Annotated in this window: 17 protein-coding genes; 6 read left to right on the forward strand and 11 right to left on the reverse strand. The window is 38.5% G+C overall.

Annotated elements, in window-relative coordinates; genetic code table 11:
- Positions 1 to 28: 28 nt before the first annotated feature.
- From argH to BVH02_RS10295, 9 genes are all read right to left on the reverse strand, one after another.
- On the reverse strand, positions 29 to 1,363 hold the full coding sequence (gene argH, locus BVH02_RS10255) for an argininosuccinate lyase (protein WP_086501359.1): 1,335 nt from the start codon (positions 1,361 to 1,363) through the stop codon (positions 29 to 31).
- The gene (locus BVH02_RS10260; RefSeq protein ID WP_086501360.1) at positions 1,360 to 2,436 is read right to left on the reverse strand and encodes a M20 family metallo-hydrolase; all 1,077 of its coding nucleotides are present in this window, start codon (positions 2,434 to 2,436) and stop codon (positions 1,360 to 1,362) included. Before BVH02_RS10260 ends, argH begins: the two co-directional genes overlap by 4 nt.
- Before the next feature lie 18 nt (positions 2,437 to 2,454).
- Positions 2,455 to 3,255: an acetylglutamate kinase gene (gene argB, locus BVH02_RS10265; protein ID WP_086501361.1), complete on the reverse strand. Its 801-nt coding sequence runs from the start codon at positions 3,253 to 3,255 to the stop codon at positions 2,455 to 2,457.
- Between the two features lie 133 nt (positions 3,256 to 3,388).
- Positions 3,389 to 4,360: a Rossmann-fold NAD(P)-binding domain-containing protein gene (locus BVH02_RS10270; RefSeq protein WP_086501362.1), complete on the reverse strand. Its 972-nt coding sequence runs from the start codon at positions 4,358 to 4,360 to the stop codon at positions 3,389 to 3,391.
- A gap of 3 nt (positions 4,361 to 4,363) precedes the next feature.
- A complete protein-coding gene (locus BVH02_RS10275) occupies positions 4,364 to 5,509 on the reverse strand; it encodes an aspartate aminotransferase family protein (protein ID WP_086501363.1) in 1,146 nt (381 codons plus the stop codon).
- 157 nt (positions 5,510 to 5,666) lie between these two features.
- Positions 5,667 to 6,635, reverse strand: coding sequence for an N-acetyl-gamma-glutamyl-phosphate reductase (gene argC / locus BVH02_RS10280; protein WP_086501364.1), 969 nt, complete (start codon positions 6,633 to 6,635; stop codon positions 5,667 to 5,669).
- Positions 6,628 to 7,821: an argininosuccinate synthase gene (locus BVH02_RS10285; protein WP_086501365.1), complete on the reverse strand. Its 1,194-nt coding sequence runs from the start codon at positions 7,819 to 7,821 to the stop codon at positions 6,628 to 6,630. Before BVH02_RS10285 ends, argC begins: the two co-directional genes overlap by 8 nt.
- Before the next feature lie 136 nt (positions 7,822 to 7,957).
- The gene (locus tag BVH02_RS10290) at positions 7,958 to 8,641 is read right to left on the reverse strand and encodes a GNAT family N-acetyltransferase (RefSeq protein ID WP_086501542.1); all 684 of its coding nucleotides are present in this window, start codon (positions 8,639 to 8,641) and stop codon (positions 7,958 to 7,960) included.
- 416 nt (positions 8,642 to 9,057) lie between these two features.
- The gene (locus BVH02_RS10295) at positions 9,058 to 10,317 is read right to left on the reverse strand and encodes an aminotransferase class V-fold PLP-dependent enzyme (RefSeq protein WP_086501366.1); all 1,260 of its coding nucleotides are present in this window, start codon (positions 10,315 to 10,317) and stop codon (positions 9,058 to 9,060) included.
- A 456-nt stretch (positions 10,318 to 10,773) separates the two neighbouring features.
- On the opposite strand from BVH02_RS10295, the gene BVH02_RS10300 reads away from it, so the two are divergent.
- The 3 genes from BVH02_RS10300 (at position 10,774) to BVH02_RS10310 (ending at position 15,512) form a co-directional block, all read left to right on the forward strand.
- Entirely contained in the window at positions 10,774 to 11,481 is a 708-nt protein-coding gene (locus tag BVH02_RS10300; RefSeq protein WP_086501367.1) for a DsbA family oxidoreductase, read from the forward strand.
- Positions 11,482 to 11,719: 238 nt separating this feature from the next.
- Positions 11,720 to 14,143 (forward strand): TonB-dependent receptor, encoded by a 2,424-nt coding sequence (locus BVH02_RS10305; protein WP_086501368.1) that lies wholly within the window; start codon positions 11,720 to 11,722, stop codon positions 14,141 to 14,143.
- A 34-nt stretch (positions 14,144 to 14,177) separates the two neighbouring features.
- A complete protein-coding gene (locus BVH02_RS10310; protein ID WP_086501369.1) occupies positions 14,178 to 15,512 on the forward strand; it encodes a hypothetical protein in 1,335 nt (444 codons plus the stop codon).
- A gap of 146 nt (positions 15,513 to 15,658) precedes the next feature.
- Here the strand turns inward: BVH02_RS10310 and BVH02_RS10315 are convergent, their stop codons facing one another.
- Both BVH02_RS10315 and BVH02_RS10320 read right to left on the reverse strand, forming a co-directional pair.
- Positions 15,659 to 16,573, reverse strand: coding sequence for an SMP-30/gluconolactonase/LRE family protein (locus tag BVH02_RS10315; protein WP_086501370.1), 915 nt, complete (start codon positions 16,571 to 16,573; stop codon positions 15,659 to 15,661).
- 7 nt (positions 16,574 to 16,580) lie between these two features.
- Positions 16,581 to 17,459, reverse strand: a complete 879-nt coding sequence (locus BVH02_RS10320; protein ID WP_086501371.1) for a hypothetical protein — start codon at positions 17,457 to 17,459, stop codon at positions 16,581 to 16,583.
- A gap of 51 nt (positions 17,460 to 17,510) precedes the next feature.
- Between BVH02_RS10320 and BVH02_RS10325 the strand changes: the two genes are divergently transcribed.
- From BVH02_RS10325 to BVH02_RS10335, 3 genes are all read left to right on the forward strand, one after another.
- A complete protein-coding gene (locus BVH02_RS10325) occupies positions 17,511 to 18,590 on the forward strand; it encodes an oxygenase MpaB family protein (protein WP_086501372.1) in 1,080 nt (359 codons plus the stop codon).
- A gap of 108 nt (positions 18,591 to 18,698) precedes the next feature.
- Positions 18,699 to 19,004 (forward strand): DUF2752 domain-containing protein, encoded by a 306-nt coding sequence (locus BVH02_RS10330; RefSeq protein ID WP_086501373.1) that lies wholly within the window; start codon positions 18,699 to 18,701, stop codon positions 19,002 to 19,004.
- Positions 18,997 to 19,377 (forward strand): TM2 domain-containing protein, encoded by a 381-nt coding sequence (locus BVH02_RS10335; protein WP_086501374.1) that lies wholly within the window; start codon positions 18,997 to 18,999, stop codon positions 19,375 to 19,377. The genes BVH02_RS10330 and BVH02_RS10335 overlap by 8 nt, the downstream gene beginning before the upstream one ends.
- The last annotated feature ends 45 nt before the right edge of the window (positions 19,378 to 19,422 follow it).

The following is a 19,422-nucleotide window of genomic DNA, read 5'->3' on the forward strand; positions in this document are numbered from 1 at the left end:
GCAAAATATTTAAAAAGCTAAGTCATTTCTATTTTGTTAGATGCTGAATTGCTTGATTAACTGTGTGAAAATTAAACTCTTTTACCGCTAAATCCATTTTTTTCTCAATAGCATCAAGATTCAGATTACCAATGCTTCCTTCATGTGTATGCTTGAGATTAGTTTGATCCGGTGCAAAATTACCCGATTCAATATCTAACCCAACTTGTTTGTAAGCATCTCTAAATGGCACACCACTCAGTACTAAATCATTGACTACTTCCACAGAAAATAGATGCTTATAAAAGGAATCAGATAGGATGTTTTCTTTGACTGTAACTGAATTAAGCATGAATCCAGTCATTTGAAGGCAGCTTTTCAAGGTTTCAATTCCTGGGAAAATCTCTTCTTTTAGTAGCTGTAAATCTCGGTGGTAACCTGTTGTAGTATTTGATAAGAGAAGAGAAATTGTATTTGGTATTGATTGTATTTGATTTGATTTTGCTCTGATCAATTCAAAAACATCAGGATTCTTCTTATGTGGCATAATGCTACTTCCTGTGGTCAAATCATCTGGGAAACTGATAAAAGCAAAATGCTGATTCATGAAAATACAGACATCGGAAGCCATTCTATTTAAAGTGCCTGCTATTCCAGCCATAGCAAACGCAAGTGTTCTTTCTGTCTTACCTCGACTGTTTTGTGCATTGATGACATTGTGATGTAAGTCTGCAAAGCCTAAGAGCTCAGTAGTCATTGTCCTGTTCAATGGGAAACTTGAACCGTATCCAGCGGCGGATCCTAACGGATTTTTGTTTGCGAGATCGAATGCAGCTTTCAGCAAACCAAGATCCTCACTTAAACTTTCAGCAAAAGAGCTAAACCAAAGTCCAAAGGAAGACGGCATAGCCAATTGTGTATGTGTATAGCCAGGCATGAGGTCATTTTGATGCTTTTCAGAAAGTGAAATAAGAATAGTGAAAAGTGCTGAGCAATCTTCAACAATTTGCTCAATCTCATTTCTGTAGTAAAGCTTTAAATCCACCAAAACTTGATCGTTTCTGCTTCTTCCACTATGTAGTTTTTTGCCCACATCACCAAATCGCTCAGTAAGCAAAAACTCAACTTGGGAATGAACATCTTCCACGCCTGGAGCAATTTCAAACTTTCCTTCTTGAATCTCTTTATAAATATCCTTTAAACCTATCTGTAGAATCTCATTTTCCTCAGCAGTCAAAAGCCCAATCGTGGAAAGCATCTCGGCGTGAGCCATGGATCCCATTACATCAAATGGAGCCAATAGGATGTCAAAATCTGGATCTCGACCTATAGTGAATAATTCTACTTCCTTTTTACTGCCAGTTTCTTTTTGCCAAAGCTTCATTTTAAAATATTTTTAGTAATCATCTCAGCGTAGGTATCAAGGATGCTGATATATCCTTCAATACCTTTCTGAATTTCGTTCAAGTAAATGTATTCATCTGCAGAATGTGACCGTGCTGAGTCCCCAGGACCAATTTTTACAGATGGATATGGAATCAAAGCCTGATCAGAAAGGGTAGGACTTCCATAAGTCTTTAGCCCTAGGTATTCGCCAACCTTCAAAATCAAATGCCCTTCAGGGACTTGCGAGGATTGAAGTCTTAATGAGCGCGGCGAAAGCTCAGCACTTAGAGATGTTTTTAATTCCGACAAAGCTTCTTCCAATGAATAAGAATCAGTGACGCGAACATCTAATACAAATTCGCAAACATCAGGAACCACATTGTGTTGCTGTCCTGAGTGAATGACTGTTGCAGATACTTTGGATTTGCCTAAGAATCTAGAAACTTTTTCAAATCTAAAATCTCTAATCTTTTGCAAATCCTCTAAGGCTTCATAAATCGCATTTACGCCTTCCTCTCTAGCTGCATGACCTGCTTTTCCGTAAACTTTCGCATCTATCACCATTAGGCCTTTTTCCGCAACAGCCATATCCATCAAGGTCGGTTCACCTACAATCGCTAGTTCACAGGGAGGAAGCTGATCAATCACTGAAGCAATACCATTTTTGCCAGAAATCTCCTCTTCTGCAGAAGCAATCATAATAAGATTAAATGGAAGATCCTGGTCATAGAAGTGGGTAAAAGCAGCCAAAAGACTCACTAAGGGCCCACCAGCATCATTACTTCCTAATCCATAAAGCTTTCCATCTTTTGTGATTGCTTGAAAAGGATCCTTGGTATAGCCAGCGTTTGGTTTTACAGTATCGTGATGAGAGTTAAGCCAAATAGTTGGCTTATTTCTATCAAATTGAGATGCAAAAGCCCAGATGTTATTACCTGATTTATGAACTTCTATATCTCTGGTGGTTAAAAATTCTTCTATAAGCTCAGCAGTGGCGCTTTCTTCCTTAGAATAAGATGGGATTTCTATTAATTGGGTGAGAAGTTGAACTGCATCATGAAATAGAGTCATCGATATATAATTAATTAGTTAAAAGAGGTCATATCGACTTCTCTCAATTGTAGTTCCTGAGATCTTGCCTTTTGCCGCCAAATGAAGGTTCTCAGCTTTTCCAATCCACACGTGATTGACACCTTTTTGTAAAGCTTCAAATGCGTTGTCCAACTTGGGAATCATTCCAGAGTGAATAACATTTTCTTTTTTCAGTTCCTTATAAATGTCCTCGTTTATCATAGGAATAATAGAATTTTCATTCTTTTCATCAATCAAAACACCACTCTTATTGAAACAGAAATAAAGATTGACTTGATGCTCTTTGGCAAGGCTGGTGGCTAAGGCAGAGGCAATATTATCAGCATTTGTGTTTAATAATTGGCCTTTAGCATCGTGAGTGATCGCATTAACCACAGGGAGCAAATCACCTAAAAGTAAATGATCAATCAGCTGGGTATTAACTTCCTGAATATCACCTACAAAACCATAATCAATTCCTTTAACCGGGCGTTTGATAGATCGGATGATATTACCATCAGCACCACACATTCCTATTGCGTTTACTTTCAGGGCTTGAAGTTTAGCAACAATGTTTTTGTTAATCAAACCAGCATAGACCATTGTTACTACATCCAGAGTTTCCTGATCAGTAATCCTCCGCCCGTCTACCATTTCAGGCATTACTCCAAGTGATTCACCAAATCGTGAAGCCATAACTCCTCCACCGTGAACCAATATTTTGTGTCCGGGGAATTTGGTGAATAGTGCTAAAAATTCATCTAGTTTTTCAGGAAAATCGATGACATTCCCGCCGATTTTGATAATACTGATTTTCATGTTTGTATAATAGTATTTTTAAAGGCATTTCCCCGATAATTAAAGGGGAAATTGGGAGGAATCTCGTATGGGTGAAAGTTATTCCTTAGTGTTAAATTTTTCGTCGTGCTCGATTTCCTAAATCGAGATAACTTTATAGCTGTTCCAGCAGGTGACTAATGACTGCCTGAGCCGCGAAAATTCTATTTTTGGCTTGCATTTGTACTAATGAGCGCTTTCCGTCTAATATTTCATCAGATAATTCTAAGTTTCTGCGTACAGGTAAGCAATGCATCACTTTAGCGTTTTCAGCATGCTGTAAATGTTTATCGGTAAGCATCCATGAGGCGTCTGTGCAGATTATTTTGCCATAGTCATTAAAAGATGACCAATTCTTCACATATACAAAGTCAGCATCTTCGAGAGCTTTACTTTGATTATATTCTATGGTAGCACCATTTGTAAATTGTTCATCCAATTCATAACCGGCTGGATGGGTAATTGTTAGCTCATGATCCATCCCAATCGTCCATTCTGCAAACGAATTGGCCACCGCATGAGGAATCGATTTGATGTGTGGTCCCCATGTCAAGACAACTTTTGGTTTTTTCTTTCCAGACCAATTCTCACGAATGGTAATCTGATCCGCTAGACTTTGAAGTGGGTGACGAGTGGCAGATTCCAAACTCACTACAGGAACTCCTGAATATTTAACAAACTGAGAAAAAACAAAATCAGATGTGTCCTCTTCTTTATTTGTCAAAGATGGAAAGGCACGAATCGCAAGAATATCAAAATAGGAACCCAAAACTGCTGCAGCATCTTTGATGTGTTCTACAGTGCCACGATTCATGACTGCTCCATCTTGCATCTCCAGCGCCCAACCTTCCTTATCCATATTCAATACAATTGGCTCCATACCCAGATTCATAGCTGCTAGCTGAGTAGAAATCCTAGTCCTGAGAGATGGATTCAAGAAAATGCAACCAATGCGCTTACCAGCACCTTTTGCCTTATCTAGCGCAGGATTAGATTTGTAAAGAAGCGCTTTCTCAATAAGTTCATTGCCTAAATTGAGGGATTCAAATTTTGTAAAATGCTGAAGCGGCTGGATAATATTGGCCATGGATTAACTGGAAGGGGATTGACTTAAGATTTCTTTTAATGCGGTTAAAAACGAATTTAATTGAATCCATTCGATATTTAAAGGTGGTAATAGTCTAATCGTATTCTTTCCTGCTGCACTTCCCGTGAACATGTGGTATTTATTGACCAATTCTGTGCGTACAGGGCCAGCTTCCCGATCTAAATCAATACCTATCATCAAGCCAGTACCACGAATATTTGTGATTCCAGGAATTTCTTTCAATTCGGTCAAAAGCTTTTCTCCGAGGATTGTGGCATTATCAAGAAGATTTTCTTTTTCAATAACTTCCAATACTGCTAGGCCGGCTGCACATGCGAGATGATTTCCTCCAAACGTAGTTCCGAGTAGTCCGTAAGTGGCTTTGAACTCAGGTGAGATCAAGATTCCACCAATAGGAAATCCATTACCCATTCCCTTTGCTATACTGATTATATCTGGCTTCACACCATCTACTAATTGATGGGCAAAGAATTTACCTGTGCGTCCAAAACCAGATTGCACCTCATCAAGAATCAATTTGACCCCATAAGATTTAGCAATACCTGCCAAACCTGTTAGAAACTCAGGAGAAGGAACCTGAATTCCATTCACCCCTTGTATGCCTTCTATGATAATTCCGGCAATATTTCCATCTTTCACACGCTTCTCCACAGCTTCCAAATCACCCCATGGAAGAATCTGAAAATCCTCTCTCTCATTACAGGGAGCAACGATTTTTGGATTATCTGTCAAAGCTACTGCACCTGAAGTTCTACCGTGAAAACCTCCAGAAAAAGCAATAAAGCCAGATTTTCCAGTTGCGAAGGAAGCAAGCTTAATCGCATTCTCATTAGCTTCAGCCCCTGAGTTACACAGGAAAAGCTCATACTCAGGATAGCCTGAAAGCTCTCCAAGCTTTTCAGCATATTCCTGTTGAATAGGAATCTGAATGGAATTGGAGTAAAAAGCGATCTGATCCAATTGATCTTTGATACGCTTTACGTAGTGTGGATGTGTATGACCAATGGAAATCACTGCGTGACCACCGTATAAGTCTATATATTCTTGTCCTTGATCGTCCCATAGTTTGCAGCCTTCAGCTTTTGTGATGGTGACTGGGATCAGGGGATATACATCAAATAATTTCATGAGGATTTACGAATTACGATTTTTGATTTACGGAGTTCTTATGAACCTCGCAAATCAATTTCAAGGTTGGAGAATTATGAATGAGAAATGATGAATACTGAATTTCGAAATAGCACTCACCAAATCTTGAATCTTGTGTCTAAAGTCTAATATCTAATTAAAACCCTAAACTTTTCAGATTCAAGCCCATCCTCTCGTCAAGTCCAAATGCCAAATTGTAATTCTGAACTGCCTGTCCGGACGCTCCTTTGAGTAGGTTGTCAATAGCAGAGTAAATCACCAATTGACCAGCTTCTTTCTGCACGTAAACGATGCCCTTGTTTGTGTTCACTGCTTGCTTCATATCGATATCGATATCAGAAACGTAAGTAAATGCTGCGTCTTTATAGAATTCTTTGTAGGCAGCTACAGCCTCCTCTTGAGTTCCATCGAAAGGGAAATAAGCTGTAATCCAGATGCCTCTAGGGAAATTGCCACGGTAAGGAACAAAGAGCATTTCAGATGAAAAGCTAGCATTTAGCTGCTTGAAAGTCTGATTAATCTCCTTTAGATGCTGGTGTGTAAAAAGCTTATAGACAGACATATTTGAAGATCTGTAGCTGAAGTGTGATGTCTCAGCTAGTTTCTTACCTGCCCCTGTACTTCCTGTGACTCCAGAGATATTGATCGTGTCTTTCACCCAGCCTTTTGCGATAGCAGGAAGTAGTGCTAATTGAATGCCTGTTGCAAAGCAACCTGGATTTGCGATCTTCTTTGCAGTTTTGATTTTCTCAGCATTCACTTCAGGAAGACCATAGGTAAAGCCATTAGACTCGTCGCGGAAATCAGTGGACAAATCGATCAAAACTGTCTCAGGAGAGAAGGAGTGTTGATCCAAAAAACCTTTGGTTTGGCCATGTGGCAATCCCAAGAAAACAGCTTCTATTCCTTCTGTCTGTACTTCGTCAGTAAAAATGAGATCACAATCTCCGATCAGATCCGGATGAACCTCTGATACTTTTTTGCCTTTCTGGCTATTGCTATGTACGTAGACCAGTTCGCAAGCAGGATGATGAACTAGTAAACGAAGTAACTCGCCTCCAGTATATCCCGCTGCACCTATGATCGCTGTCTTGATTTTAGTCATTGTCAGAGTTTACCTTATGGAAAATCGAGGTTTGGTTACCCAAAATTCGGGTGAAACCTTTCACGTCTTCAGCTGTATAGCCCTTGTTCATTTCTCCATAGCTACCAAACTTGTTGGACATCAAATCATGGTTAGAAGTGATTCCAAGTAACGTGAATCGGAATGGCTGAAGCAAAACCCGAACTTCTCCAGTCACATAAGTCTGTGTGCTAGCCATGAATTCCTCCATGTTTCTCATCACAGGATCAAGGTAATGCCCTTCGTGCAGGTGATTACCGTAGAATTCAGCCAATTGATTTTTCCAGAAAAGCTGCCATTTGGTAAGTGTGTGCTTCTCTAGCAACTGATGGCCTTTGATGATGATCAATGGAGCAGCAGCTTCGAAACCAACTCGGCCTTTGATACCGATAATAGTATCACCAACGTGGATGTCACGACCGATACCATAAGGCGCAGCCATAGCCTGAAGAGCTTGAATTGCTTCTACTGAATCATCATATTTTTTACCATCAACTCCTTTAAGTTCGCCTTGCTCGAAAGAAAGGATCAATTCCAAAGGCTCAGTTTCTGTTGCTTGAGTCGGCCAAGCTTCTTCAGGAAGGTAATCGGAAGACGTAAGCGTCTCTTTTCCTCCTACAGAAGTTCCCCAGATTCCTTTATTGATAGAATAAGCAGCTTTCTCGAAATTCATCGAAACGCCATGCTTTTTCAAGTATTCGATTTCTTCAGCGCGACTCAATTTCAAGTCACGAATAGGAGTGACGATCTCGATGTCTGGCACAATCGTTTGGAAGATCATATCAAATCGAACCTGATCATTTCCAGCTCCAGTAGAACCGTGAGCTACTGCTTTTGCACCGATAGACTTGGCGTACTCTGCTAATGATTTCGCCTGTAGGATGCGCTCTGCAGATACAGAAAGTGGATAAGTCTGGTTTTTAAGTACATTTCCAAACACGAGGTATTTGATCACTTCATTGTAATAAGTGTCCATTACGTGAAGTGTTTTGAAAGAAGCTACGCCTAAGCCTTTCGCCCTTTCCTCTATGTCTGTCAATTCTTCCTCGGAAAATCCGCCTGTGTTAACTAAAACTGCATGCACTTCATATCCTAGTTCTTTGGATAGATGCAAGGCACAAAATGTGGTATCCAAGCCTCCACTGTATGCTAAAACTATTTTTTTCATAAGAGTCTAATTTTCTTTCTATTGTAATCTCGCTAGATGATCCCGATAGCCATCGGGACAACTCATAATCAGTCGATCTTCATTTCGCTCGATTCTATATCGAATAGGATTTTGCTTCCGAAAAGGAAGAAATGATTTATAAAAAGATGCTTGTAAGGGTGTCCTTCGACTTATTCAATTTAAGCATCACGTATTTCTTTAATCTAACCCAACGATCAAATAATTTAAGATCTTTCTTGAAATCATCACGAAGTGCTAATTCTTGTGTGTGATTTCTTTTTGAGTTGGGATCATAGAGCATAGCTGTGCAAAGACAGTTTTGCCTGTTTTTACTCATTAATATCTCGTAGTTAATACAGCTTTGGCAGCCTTTCCAGAATTCATTATCATCTGTAAGGTCTGAGTAAGAAACAGGAATGTAACCTAGTTCAGAGTTGATTTTCATTACTGCAGCACCTGTTGTCAATCCGAATATGTTTGAATCTGGATACTTCAAACGGCTCAGTTTGAATACTTCATTCTTGATTTTTCGGGCAAGTCCGTATTTTCTGTATTCAGGAGAAACGATCAAACCAGAGTTTGCAACATATTTACCATGTCCCCAAGCTTCAATATAGCAGAAACCTGCCCATTTACCGTCTGAGGTCAATGCGATCACCGCTTTCCCTTCATCCATTTTGGTTTCCACATAGCCTGGGCTACGTTTGGCTATACCGGTACCACGAGCTTTGGCGGAATTTTCCATCTCATCAGTGATCTGAGTGGAATAAACCTTATGAGAAGGATTAGCTACAATAATCTGGAAAGAAATGTTATCCATTAGGGATTGCATGTGTTAACTCCGATGAAATCGGAAGATTAGTAAATAAATCAAAGATAAAAGGGCGGGCACGTACTCCACGTAGGAGTACAACTATTCATCGAAGGGTTAAACCCTATAGAAAAATCTACACGTCCTTAGAGGAGTGAAAAAAGCAATAGCATCAGCTTTCACTTCTACCGAAGTAGTGCGCGTGTAAGTGGTTGCTATGTGATTTACTTGTATCATGCGTAATAGGGAGGCAAAATTGATTCCATAGAAAAGAAAATGCAAGGGTTTATGCAAAAAATATACTGTTGAGTGTGAATTTTTATGGATATCGAAAAAAGTGCTAGTCTATCTTGTCAATATTGATCCTGGCAGAAGTTTATTTCGTGAAAAATTATCTATTTGATAATTGAATCTGGAAGTACATTTTAGGCATTGCCTGACATTTCTTTCAATGCATGCACAAACTGATCCATTTCTTCCTCAGAAGTGTAAACGTTGGGAGTGATGCGACATCCGTTCACCCCGCCAGATCCATTGATTGCTACAGTGAATATTTTGTATTTATCCATTAAGGTTTTAGCCATTTCAGCTGTGCTCATTGAATCTAATCCTACGTTGGCTATACCGCATGAGCGATGTGGATCTTTTGGCGTATTGACATTGATACCGGGAAGATCACGAACCTGATCTGACCAGTAGCGCTGAATATATCGAAGTCTTTCTTCCTTCCGCTTGATTCCCATTTTATTGAGAAAATTGATTGAATCTATGACCGATAGATCAGTGGAGACAGCATGTGTGCCAATATGATTAAGGTTCAATAAAGTTTTCTGATCTAGTTCATAGGGAGCTAAGAGGGGTCGAATTTGTTGACTTTTTCCTTTTTTCACATAGAGCATTCCACATCCTAAAGGAACACTCAGCCACTTGTGAAGGCTAGACCCATAGTAATCACAGTCCAATTCTGTAATATTAAAATCAAAATGACCTACTGCATGAGCACCATCCAACATAACTTCCACACCATGTTTATGCGCCATATCAGCAATTTTCCTAACTGGTAGTATGTGCCCTGTAATGTTCACAATATGAGGCACCATCATTAGCTTAGTGTTAGCCGTAATAGCTTTTTCATATACGGTCACTATATCTGAATCAATTTCAGGATGCATGGGGATGTCTATTTTTTTGACTTTAATACCATAGCGTCTTTCTGCTAATTCAAACATATTGAGCAGACTTTCATAATCTTGATTAGAAACGATTGCTTCATCACCCTTTTGCCAAGGGTATCCAGAAATAATCAAATCAATTGACTCGGTCGTGTTTCTGGTTAGGACAACTTCCTCAGGTGTTGCACCAATCAATTGTGCAACAGCTGCAGCACTTTTAGCTTTGTTGTCCCATTGTACCGTGCGCATATAGCTAGATCCCTGATAATTGACCTCTCTCAGATGTGTGATGTAGTTTTCAAGGGTTTCTTCAGGCAAAAAACAATAATAGCCATTTTCCAAATTGATGTATTCCGGCTTGAGTTTATAGCAGGATCGAATTTGATCCCAAAAGTCTGGAGCGCTGAAATCTATGTCAGCAATAGATTTTGCTACAGTTTCTTTGGAAGAGAAAAACGAACTGGAACCAATTCCCAGAAAGGTCAGAGATTTAAGAAATTTACGCTTATCCATTTTATTAAATGTTCAATTGGAGGGTGGGATCAGAAGATGTAAAATAGGATCCAGATTAGTAGCAGAAATACTGCAACCCAAGTGATCCAAGGTGATCTTTGAGGAAACTCGAATTTGCATATCGGACAAATTTTAGCTTTACTATCTACTACCATGGCGCATGAAGGGCATTCTTTAGTTTTCACCGTTGTCTGAACTCTTTTAGCTTATAATTTATTTGATATGTTACTAATAGGTACTTATTGGTAACATGGGATCTTGCATAGCTGAAAATCCTATAATTGATTGTCGTTTGCGCTGAGCTCGATTTCATCATAAGATACTTAAAGAATCTAAATATGAAATCGTGCAAGATAAAAACGTCATACTGAAGATGGATTCACAATCATGCGAGTTTCGTTCTAAAAGCCCCGAAAGTTGACAAGGGGATGGTAAATTAAAATAAATTAAAAGTATATGAAAATTGAAATATGGTCAGATGTAGCTTGCCCTTTCTGCTATATCGGAAAAAGAAAAATAGAAAATGCGATAGCGAAATTTCCTCACAAAGATAAAATAGAAGTTGAATGGAAAAGTTTTATGCTTAATCCAGATCAAGTAACGCAACCAAATAAAAGTTCTGAGGAATACCTATCCGAGGTAAAAGGTTGGAGCCTAGAACAAACAAGGGAGATCACTGCTAATGTGACTAATATGGCTTCAGAACTAGGCTTGGATTATCATCTAGACAAGTCGGTTGTCGCAAATACTAAGAAAGCTCATCGCGTTTTGCATCTTGCTAAAACCGTAGGAAAAGGAGATGAGATGAAAGAGAGCTTGCTAAAAGCTTATTTTACAGATGGGCTTAACATTGATGATGATGCAGTTTTACTTGGATTGGGGAAAGAAATTTGTCTTTCTGAAAATACTATTCAAGAAGTAATAAGTTCTAACAAATTTGAAAACGAAGTAGATCAGGATATCTATGAATCTAGAACAATAGGAGTGAAGGGAGTTCCTTTCTTTGTTTTGGACAGAAAATTTGGGATCTCTGGAGCACAACCGGATGAGGTGTTTGATCAGACACTTGAGAAAGCCTGGAATGAATTTTCCAAATCTAATTCAGGACTGGAAATCTCTAGTGGAACTGGAGAGTCCTGTGATGTAAATGATAAAAATTGCTAATTGATAACTCCTTCAAACCTTCATAAATAGCTGCTGAATTTCAAGATCAGCAGCTATTTTTTATCTCAACTATTTTTATTTAGAATTTTTATAAATAAGGTATTTACTAGTAATCAATGACATAGGTAGATTTTACCTAAATTTCTTGTAAGCAAACGCAGTATTTTTTAATTCTTATTTAGATTAATTACAATTAAGGATTACTTTTGCCTTGCAATTAATTCAGGCAGGCAGAAATATGAGAACAATTTTATCCACTGTGTTTTTCAGTTTGATCATTTTCATTTCTGAAACAGGCTTTGCCCAAACAGGGAAGGTTTCAGGAACATTAAGTTTTGAGGACGGCACGCCAGTATCTTACGCGTCCGTTTTTATTCAAACTTTAAAAAAACATACACTTTCAGATGATAGAGGAAGATATGAGCTTACAGCCATTCCTTTTGGACATCATACGGTCGAAGTGAGCAGTATTGAAATTCAGCAGTTAGATTTTAAAATTCATCTTAACCAGTCCAATTTAAAATTATCAACTACAGTCCAGCATGCTGACCATAGTGAACTATCTGAAGTTCTAATTAAAGGAGAATCTTACAAAAGCGAGATTGAAACAACAGGTTTTGCAGTTAATGTAATTGAAACAAAGAAAGCTTCTCTTCAATCTTTGCAAACCAATGATCTCCTAAATAGATCTGTAGGAGTTAAAGTTCGACAAAATGGAGGTTTAGGATCACAAGTCTCTTATAATCTAAATGGAATGTCAGGAAATTCCGTGAAGATTTTTGTCGACGGAGTACCTATCTCTACTTATGGTTCATCATTTAGTCTCAATAGTATTCCGCCTGCATTAATAGAACGAATCGAGATATACAAGGGCGTAATACCCGCGCATTTGGCTGATGATGCATTGGGTGGGGCCATCAATGTGGTGCTGAAAAAGGGCGCCATGAACAATCTGACTACTTCTATATCTTATGGATCTTTCAATACGCAACAGGCAAATATTAGTGGATCCTATCGAAATTCTAATTCTGGTTTTACGGTAAAAAGTTCAGCGTTTTACAATTACTCGGACAACGATTATGAGATTTGGGGCAAATTTGTGCGAAATATTCTTCCAAACGGTCGCTATGAATATGTGAGAGCGAAGCGATTCAATGATGCTTATAAATCCGTAGGAGCTTCTATTCAGGTTGGTTTCACTGATGTGAAATGGGCTGATCAATTTTATGTGGGATACAATGTGTCGGATGATTACAACGAAATCCAGCACGGAACCTACATGACGATTCCATACAAAGGTCGTTTTACGGAGTCTCAAGCTAATGTCTTGAGTTTAAGCTACGCAAAACAGAACTTTCTTACTCAAGGACTTGAAGTGACCTTCAATGGGATGGTTTCTGACCGAAATGAAGTTGTTAATGATACCGTTCGGTGGAATTATGACTGGTTTGGTAAGCAAAGCATTGGACTTAATGGAGACCCTATTTTGAGACCTAATGGTGCTCAGCAGGGTGCGCCAACTATCAATCATATTAATAGAAACATTGCTACGTATAGAGTAGGCGTTACCTATGATTTTTCTGAGAAGCACCGTGTGGTATTTAGCCATATGTATTATATGATCGATAGAACTCAGCGTGATGATATGAAAACTGCTGCCGAAAGGGAATTTATAGGTACTCGGGATTTAGAGAAAAATATATCGGCTTTGGCTTATGAAGTGACTCTTTTTGATTCAAAGTTTAAATCAAATCTTTTTGGAAAATATTACCAGCAGAAGATCGATCGAATGGATCCAATTCTGACAAAGGTAAATGGGGAGCAAGTAAAAAGTGAGGATCGTGTATCAAGTAGTACTTATACCTCAGGATATGGAATTGCCACATCTTATGAGTTAAATCAAAATCTCATTCTTCTGGCCTCTGCAGAAAAAGCGGTTAGAATGCCTTCCGAAAATGAAATTTTTGGAAGCCCAGGAGAGAATATCATAGAGAACCTAGCGATCAGACCAGAACTCAGCAACAACCTAAATGTAGGCTTAAGAGGTGGGCCTTATCAGCTGAATACTGAAAGTAAACTAACCGTGTATGCATCAGGTTTTTTACGAGATACTAAGGATAAAATTGTGCGAAAAATCAACCCAAGGTTGAACGACGCAGTGCAGACAGATCCATTTGAGAATTTAGGGAAGACAAAGTCTATAGGTTTTGAAGGAGAAATCAATTATTCCTGGAAAGATAACCTGAGTGTATTACTCAATTTCTCCAAGTTTAATTCCGTATTCAACATGCAATACGATCCTAATGGAAAAGAATATTCATACTATAATCAGAAACTTCCTAACGAGCCATTTTTCACTATCAATTCTACCGTTCAGTATGGGTTTAAAAATGTGTTGCAAAAACAATCCGCTCTAAATCTCTACTACAGTGTTGGATTTGTAGATCAGTTTTATACCACTTGGTTAGAGATTGAAGATTTCAGAACCCCTAGACAGTTCATTCAAGACATAGGTCTCAATTACATTTTCCCAAGTGAGAAATTAGTGATAAGTGCTGACTTAAGAAATATTTTCAACCATCAGTCATACGATAATTTTGCAGTGCAAAAACCCGGAAGAGGCTTTTATTTAAAAGTAAACTATACAATCAACAAATTTTAACCAACCTATATAATTTAATTAACCTACGTAAACTATGAAAAAGGAAATATTAAACTTTTTAACAATTGGCGCATTGCTAGGAACAGTTGTTCTCAGCAGCTGTAGCGATGATAATGGAGGCGATCCAATCACCGATCCTGAAGAACAGGAAGACCGATTTATCACAGTGGCTGGAGCTTTAATGGGGGATAACCCAGGCGATGGAAACGGTGGAACTATGGTGTATTCTGTGACTAAAGAAGAAGCTCAAAATCCAGATACGCAGATCAGTGTTTACACCGAAGGATTTGGTGTGAAATCTAACAGAACTGCACATCTTCAATCTTCTGAAGATGGATCTGTCCTGTTCAATATCGCATACACAGGCGATAATGGTGGTGAATTCTCCAGATATACTGTGAACGGCGGTGGATCTTTTGCACAGTCGGATGTATCGGTGAATATCTCACAGTATGCAGGAACTTCTCCTCGTTGGTTGAAGCTATATGATGGTGATAAGACTGGAGTTGCACTTAACGTGGCAAACATTAAAGCTAATAATGCTCCAGCTGGATCAACTCCAAACGCATCATTTGCTTACTACAGAGGAGTTGCAACGGTATTGGCTCTGGATCTACAGGAGTCATTGATAAAAAGCTACCAGCAATATGAAATTCCACTTACCAATGAGGAAGAAGCAGCAGGTCATACCATTTTTAGATTAGACGGATCAGTTTTGAATAAAGCAGAAGATAAATTGATTATCGGAACTTGGATGAGAAAATATAATACGGTAACAGGTGAAACAGAAGGCGACTATGATAGATTAGGTACTAAATCAGTAGTAGTAGATTATCCTTCTTTTGCTAATCCTACAGTGATTACTTCGACTGTTTCACATGGTGATAATAGTGGATATAGAAGTCACTACAGCTACCTGGGCGATGATGGAAATATCTATCAGGCCACAGAAAGGGATCCTGCAGGTTCTCATATTCTGAAAATCAATCAGAGCAATGAGTATGACAACTCGTATGTATTCAGTTTGAATCAGGCTCTTGGTTTAACCGGCGTCACTATCGAAGCTTGGCAGTATGCACAGGGAGGTAAAGCTTTTGCACTTATCTCTCATGACGCTGCAGTAAATGGTTTTATAGTTTGGATGGATTTGAATGCAAAAACAGCTTCAATAGTAGATATTCCTTACGATGTCGATCTAGAGTTCAATCAGTATCAAGGATTCGTAGTTGATGGGAAAAACGTATACATCGCTGTGACACCTGTAGGTAAAAATGGAAACATCTATATAATGGATAGCAACACTGGAGTCGCTACAAAAGGAGCTACTCTCGTAAATCAGCCAGGAAATCACTACATCGGAATTTTCTAAATTCGTGATTATGCTTAGAATTCTTGATCATTTATAGGAACGAAATTTTGACAGAATTCTACAAAAGAAAAATCCCGGAGAAGAAGCTAACAAGCTTACTTTCCGGGATTTTTTTTTAATCAACGAGTTAAGTTTCAGTTCTTAGTTTACCAAACACCTCTATTTTTCATTTGTAAGGTATAGACTGCATCCATTGCGGTTATAAAAAGTGTTTTTCTATCTAAGGCGCCAAACACCACGTTTGCTGTCCATTTTGCTGGCACAGGGATATGTGCGATTTGATCTCCATTACGATTGAAAACAGTGACTCCATCGCCTGTTAGGTAGACATTTCCTCTATCGTCTATGGTCATTCCATCTGATCCCAATTCACAAAATAATGTCTTGTTGATCAAATATCCATCTTCTCTCATTTCATATTTGTAGGTTTTTTTTGCCCCTATATCAGATACATAAAGAAATTTACCATCAGGAGTACCGACTATCCCATTAGGCTGAGTAAGGTCTTCTGCTACTGTAAACAACTCCGTCTTGTCAGCAGACAGAAAGTAAACATTCTGTCCCGCTTGCTCAGATTCTTTTTCGCGATCTTCCCAATAAGGTCTTACATAAAGTGGGTCAGTAAAATAAATCCCACCTTTAGGACGCACCCAAAGGTCATTTGGTCCATTTAGTTTTTTGCCTTTGAAAGCTTTGATCCAGATTGTATGGTTACCATCTGTATCAAATGCCCAAAGTTCGTTTTTATTGTCTGCAGCAGCTACTAATGTACCGTCAAGCATAAAGTACATGCCGTTTGAACGTCCTGCATCTTCTTTGAAAACGCTCACCTCATTGGATATAGCGTTCCATTTATGGATGCGATTATTTGGCTGATCAGTAAAGAATACATCTCCAAAGCGATTTACTGCAGGGCCTTCAGTAAATTCAAAGCCATCTTGGACTTTCACCAATTCAGCATTCTTAGCAACAATACCTCTTTTGTCTTCTATTTCTTGAGAAAAAGCTTGTGAGCATACTAGTAGCGCAGCCATTACAAGTGTTAATTTACTAGGATTCATAGTGTTATTATTTTCTGTTCATTGTGACCACGAGCACATTTAGATCTGCGCTATAGGCCATTCGGGTAATATTTTCATGGGTGCCGGAGCTGATCTCACCAAGTGATTTCCATTCCGAACTGTTATATTTTCTGATAAAAATTTCATTTCCTGAAGCCATCATAAGATGATTTTTGTCTAACCAAATGAAATCTTTTGATCCTAAAACGCCGGCAAGATATACTTCTCTATTTCCATTTTCTATATCATAGCTCTTAATAATGCCAGCTTTTCCATTTACAGGTTGCGAAATATAGGTGATTTCAGATGTGTTAGGGCGTTTTTTTACGGTACGATCTATCATAGAATCAATTTCTATAAGATCATTCCTTCCTCTTGCATAAATTAATTTAGTGGGCTCACCGAGGATAAACATCGCCGCTTTATTGTCATACCAATCGTAATATCCAACGGGCTCTATGTCGTCATATAGCAGCTCAGCAGGTTCAAAACTGGTAGGGTAAAGCCATATTCGCTGCTTCTTGTCTTCTTCCATAACTAAGGCTGCGATATACATACCACAATCAGTAATGCTAGGCGAAAACTCATTTCGATCTGAAGTCTTAGAAAAATTGGTAAATTTGTCAGACTCGAAATTATAGACTATAATATCGTGATTTCCATTTTCATCGGCAGCAGAAAATGCTAATTGATATTCATTAATGAAATTAGGTTGGTTATCGTATTGTGGCCTATCCGTAAGGGTTCTCGCGCTTTCGGTCAAAAGTTCTAATTTCCCCCCTTTACCTTTGGTGTTGATCACCCAAAGATCAGTTGCCGTTTGGGCAAATATTGAAGGGACACCTAATAAAAACGTTACTAACGTCAAGCAAATACTCTTTTTCATTTGTTTGTTGAAAATGTTCCAACCAAATTACAAAATCAAGGTTAGAATGATGTGAGCAAAATAAAACTATACCAGAATGATGAATTTGACCTGTTGCGTCAGATACAAGATCCACTTGCAGATCAATTAGTTAGCCAATTAATAAAAAATCCTGATTTAATTACCCAAATAAATTCTTGGATCGAAATACCTGCTGAAATTGAAAAATCTTATCCTCGGGAGTTTAAAGATTTTTTCGAATTCTACCTTAATCAGACTGATATTCCAGAGGAAATTCTAGTAAAAGGGCAAAAAATATTTGATCAAAAAGGTGACCTCTACCTCGCAATGCTTGGATTTTATTCACTTCCTTACGCCTACGCTTTTGGCGATGGAGCAGAAGTGCTTGTTAGGTCTAAGAGAATACTTAGCGACATCGGACGCAGACTTGGTGAAACAAGCAGTTTTATTATGGATATTTTTGAACCAGGAGCATTCATTACTAAAAAGAAAGCTTTACTAACCTGTGCAAAGGTTAGGCTCATTCACTCATTTAGCAGATACTTTATCGAGCACTACGCCAAGGATTGGAGTACTAGTTTCGGCAAACCCATTAATCAAGAAGACCTTATTGGGACGAATCTATCTTTTAGTCTAATTGTAATCCGCGGGTGGAAGAAAATGGGGTTTAATGTAAAATCAGAAGATGTCGATACAATCATGCGCTACTGGAAATGGGTAGGAAAAATGATGGGGATTGAGGAAGTATATTGGCCAGAGAATTCCAAAGAAGCATTTCAATTAGAGAAACATATTCGTAATCGTCATTTAAAACGATCAGATGCAGGGCATCAATTAATACAAGCACTTATCAGCTATTATAAAGCCACGATTCCTGATGCATTAATTTCAACTCAAGTAGAACCCATTTTAAATTTTTTTCTGGGTAAAGAAGCTTCAAAAGTATTGGGAATTAAATCATCCTTACCTGTTAGTGGAGAACTTCTTGGATTGGTATTCAAATTTTCTGGCTGGAAAACTTACGGAGCCCAAAAAGGTTATTCAAATTTTGCTCGACAATTTATATCTAATCAACTTGCGCTTTATGGTGAAAGATTAGAAATCAAATTGCCTGAATTAAAACGTTCATAATCGTACACAATGTTGTTCGTTTCCTTTGCATAAATATTGTTCAATCATCGATACTCGTCGTTTTGGGATGTTTTTGGTGTATGGCATCTTTTTCGTACTAATCCCAGCATGAAGGTAGTTAGCCGATGGATATCAAACTTGCCGCTTGAGCTGATCTTTTGGATCGGAAGTTTAGTAGCAGTGGTTCTATTGGATTCTCAAGGTGGCACTCATTTAAGTCTTTGTCCACTGAGTCAATTGGGATTCGAATGGTGTCCTGGATGTGGACTTGGAAGGTCTATGAGTCTTCTTGTACGCGGAGATTTTCAAGCTTCCTGGGACATGCATCCATTGGCTTCTCTAGCCTACGTAGTTATTATCTATAGAATTTGGCAATTATTAAGAAACTTAAAAACAACACATAATTATGGCTAATGTATTAAGACATCTTCCTGAATTAGAAGGAATGGAACTGGGTTATATCCAGGGTTTGATGAAAAGCATGGATGAGGATCAAGCTTCTCTTTTTGCACAAGTTTACCGTGCAAGAAGAAAGGACTCTCAGATGATTTTGATTTTAACCCTGCTAGGATTCTTTGGATTTGCAGGACTACACAGATTTATCCTCGGTCAAATTGGGCTTGGTATCCTATATATCTTAACTCTTGGTCTTTGCTTCATTGGAACAATAGTCGATTTGGTGAACTATAAGAGCTTAGCCTATGAGTACAACATTAAGGTGGCTCACGAGACCATGAATTTGCTGAATGCTAATTACCCTGGTGAAGTGACCAATACTTCGCATTAATTTAAAACTTAACGAGTACCAAAGCCGGAGGAAACTTCGGCTTTT

It is taken from the genome of Algoriphagus ratkowskyi, assembly GCF_002150505.1.
Classification (GTDB): Bacteria; Bacteroidota; Bacteroidia; order Cytophagales; family Cyclobacteriaceae; genus Algoriphagus; species Algoriphagus ratkowskyi.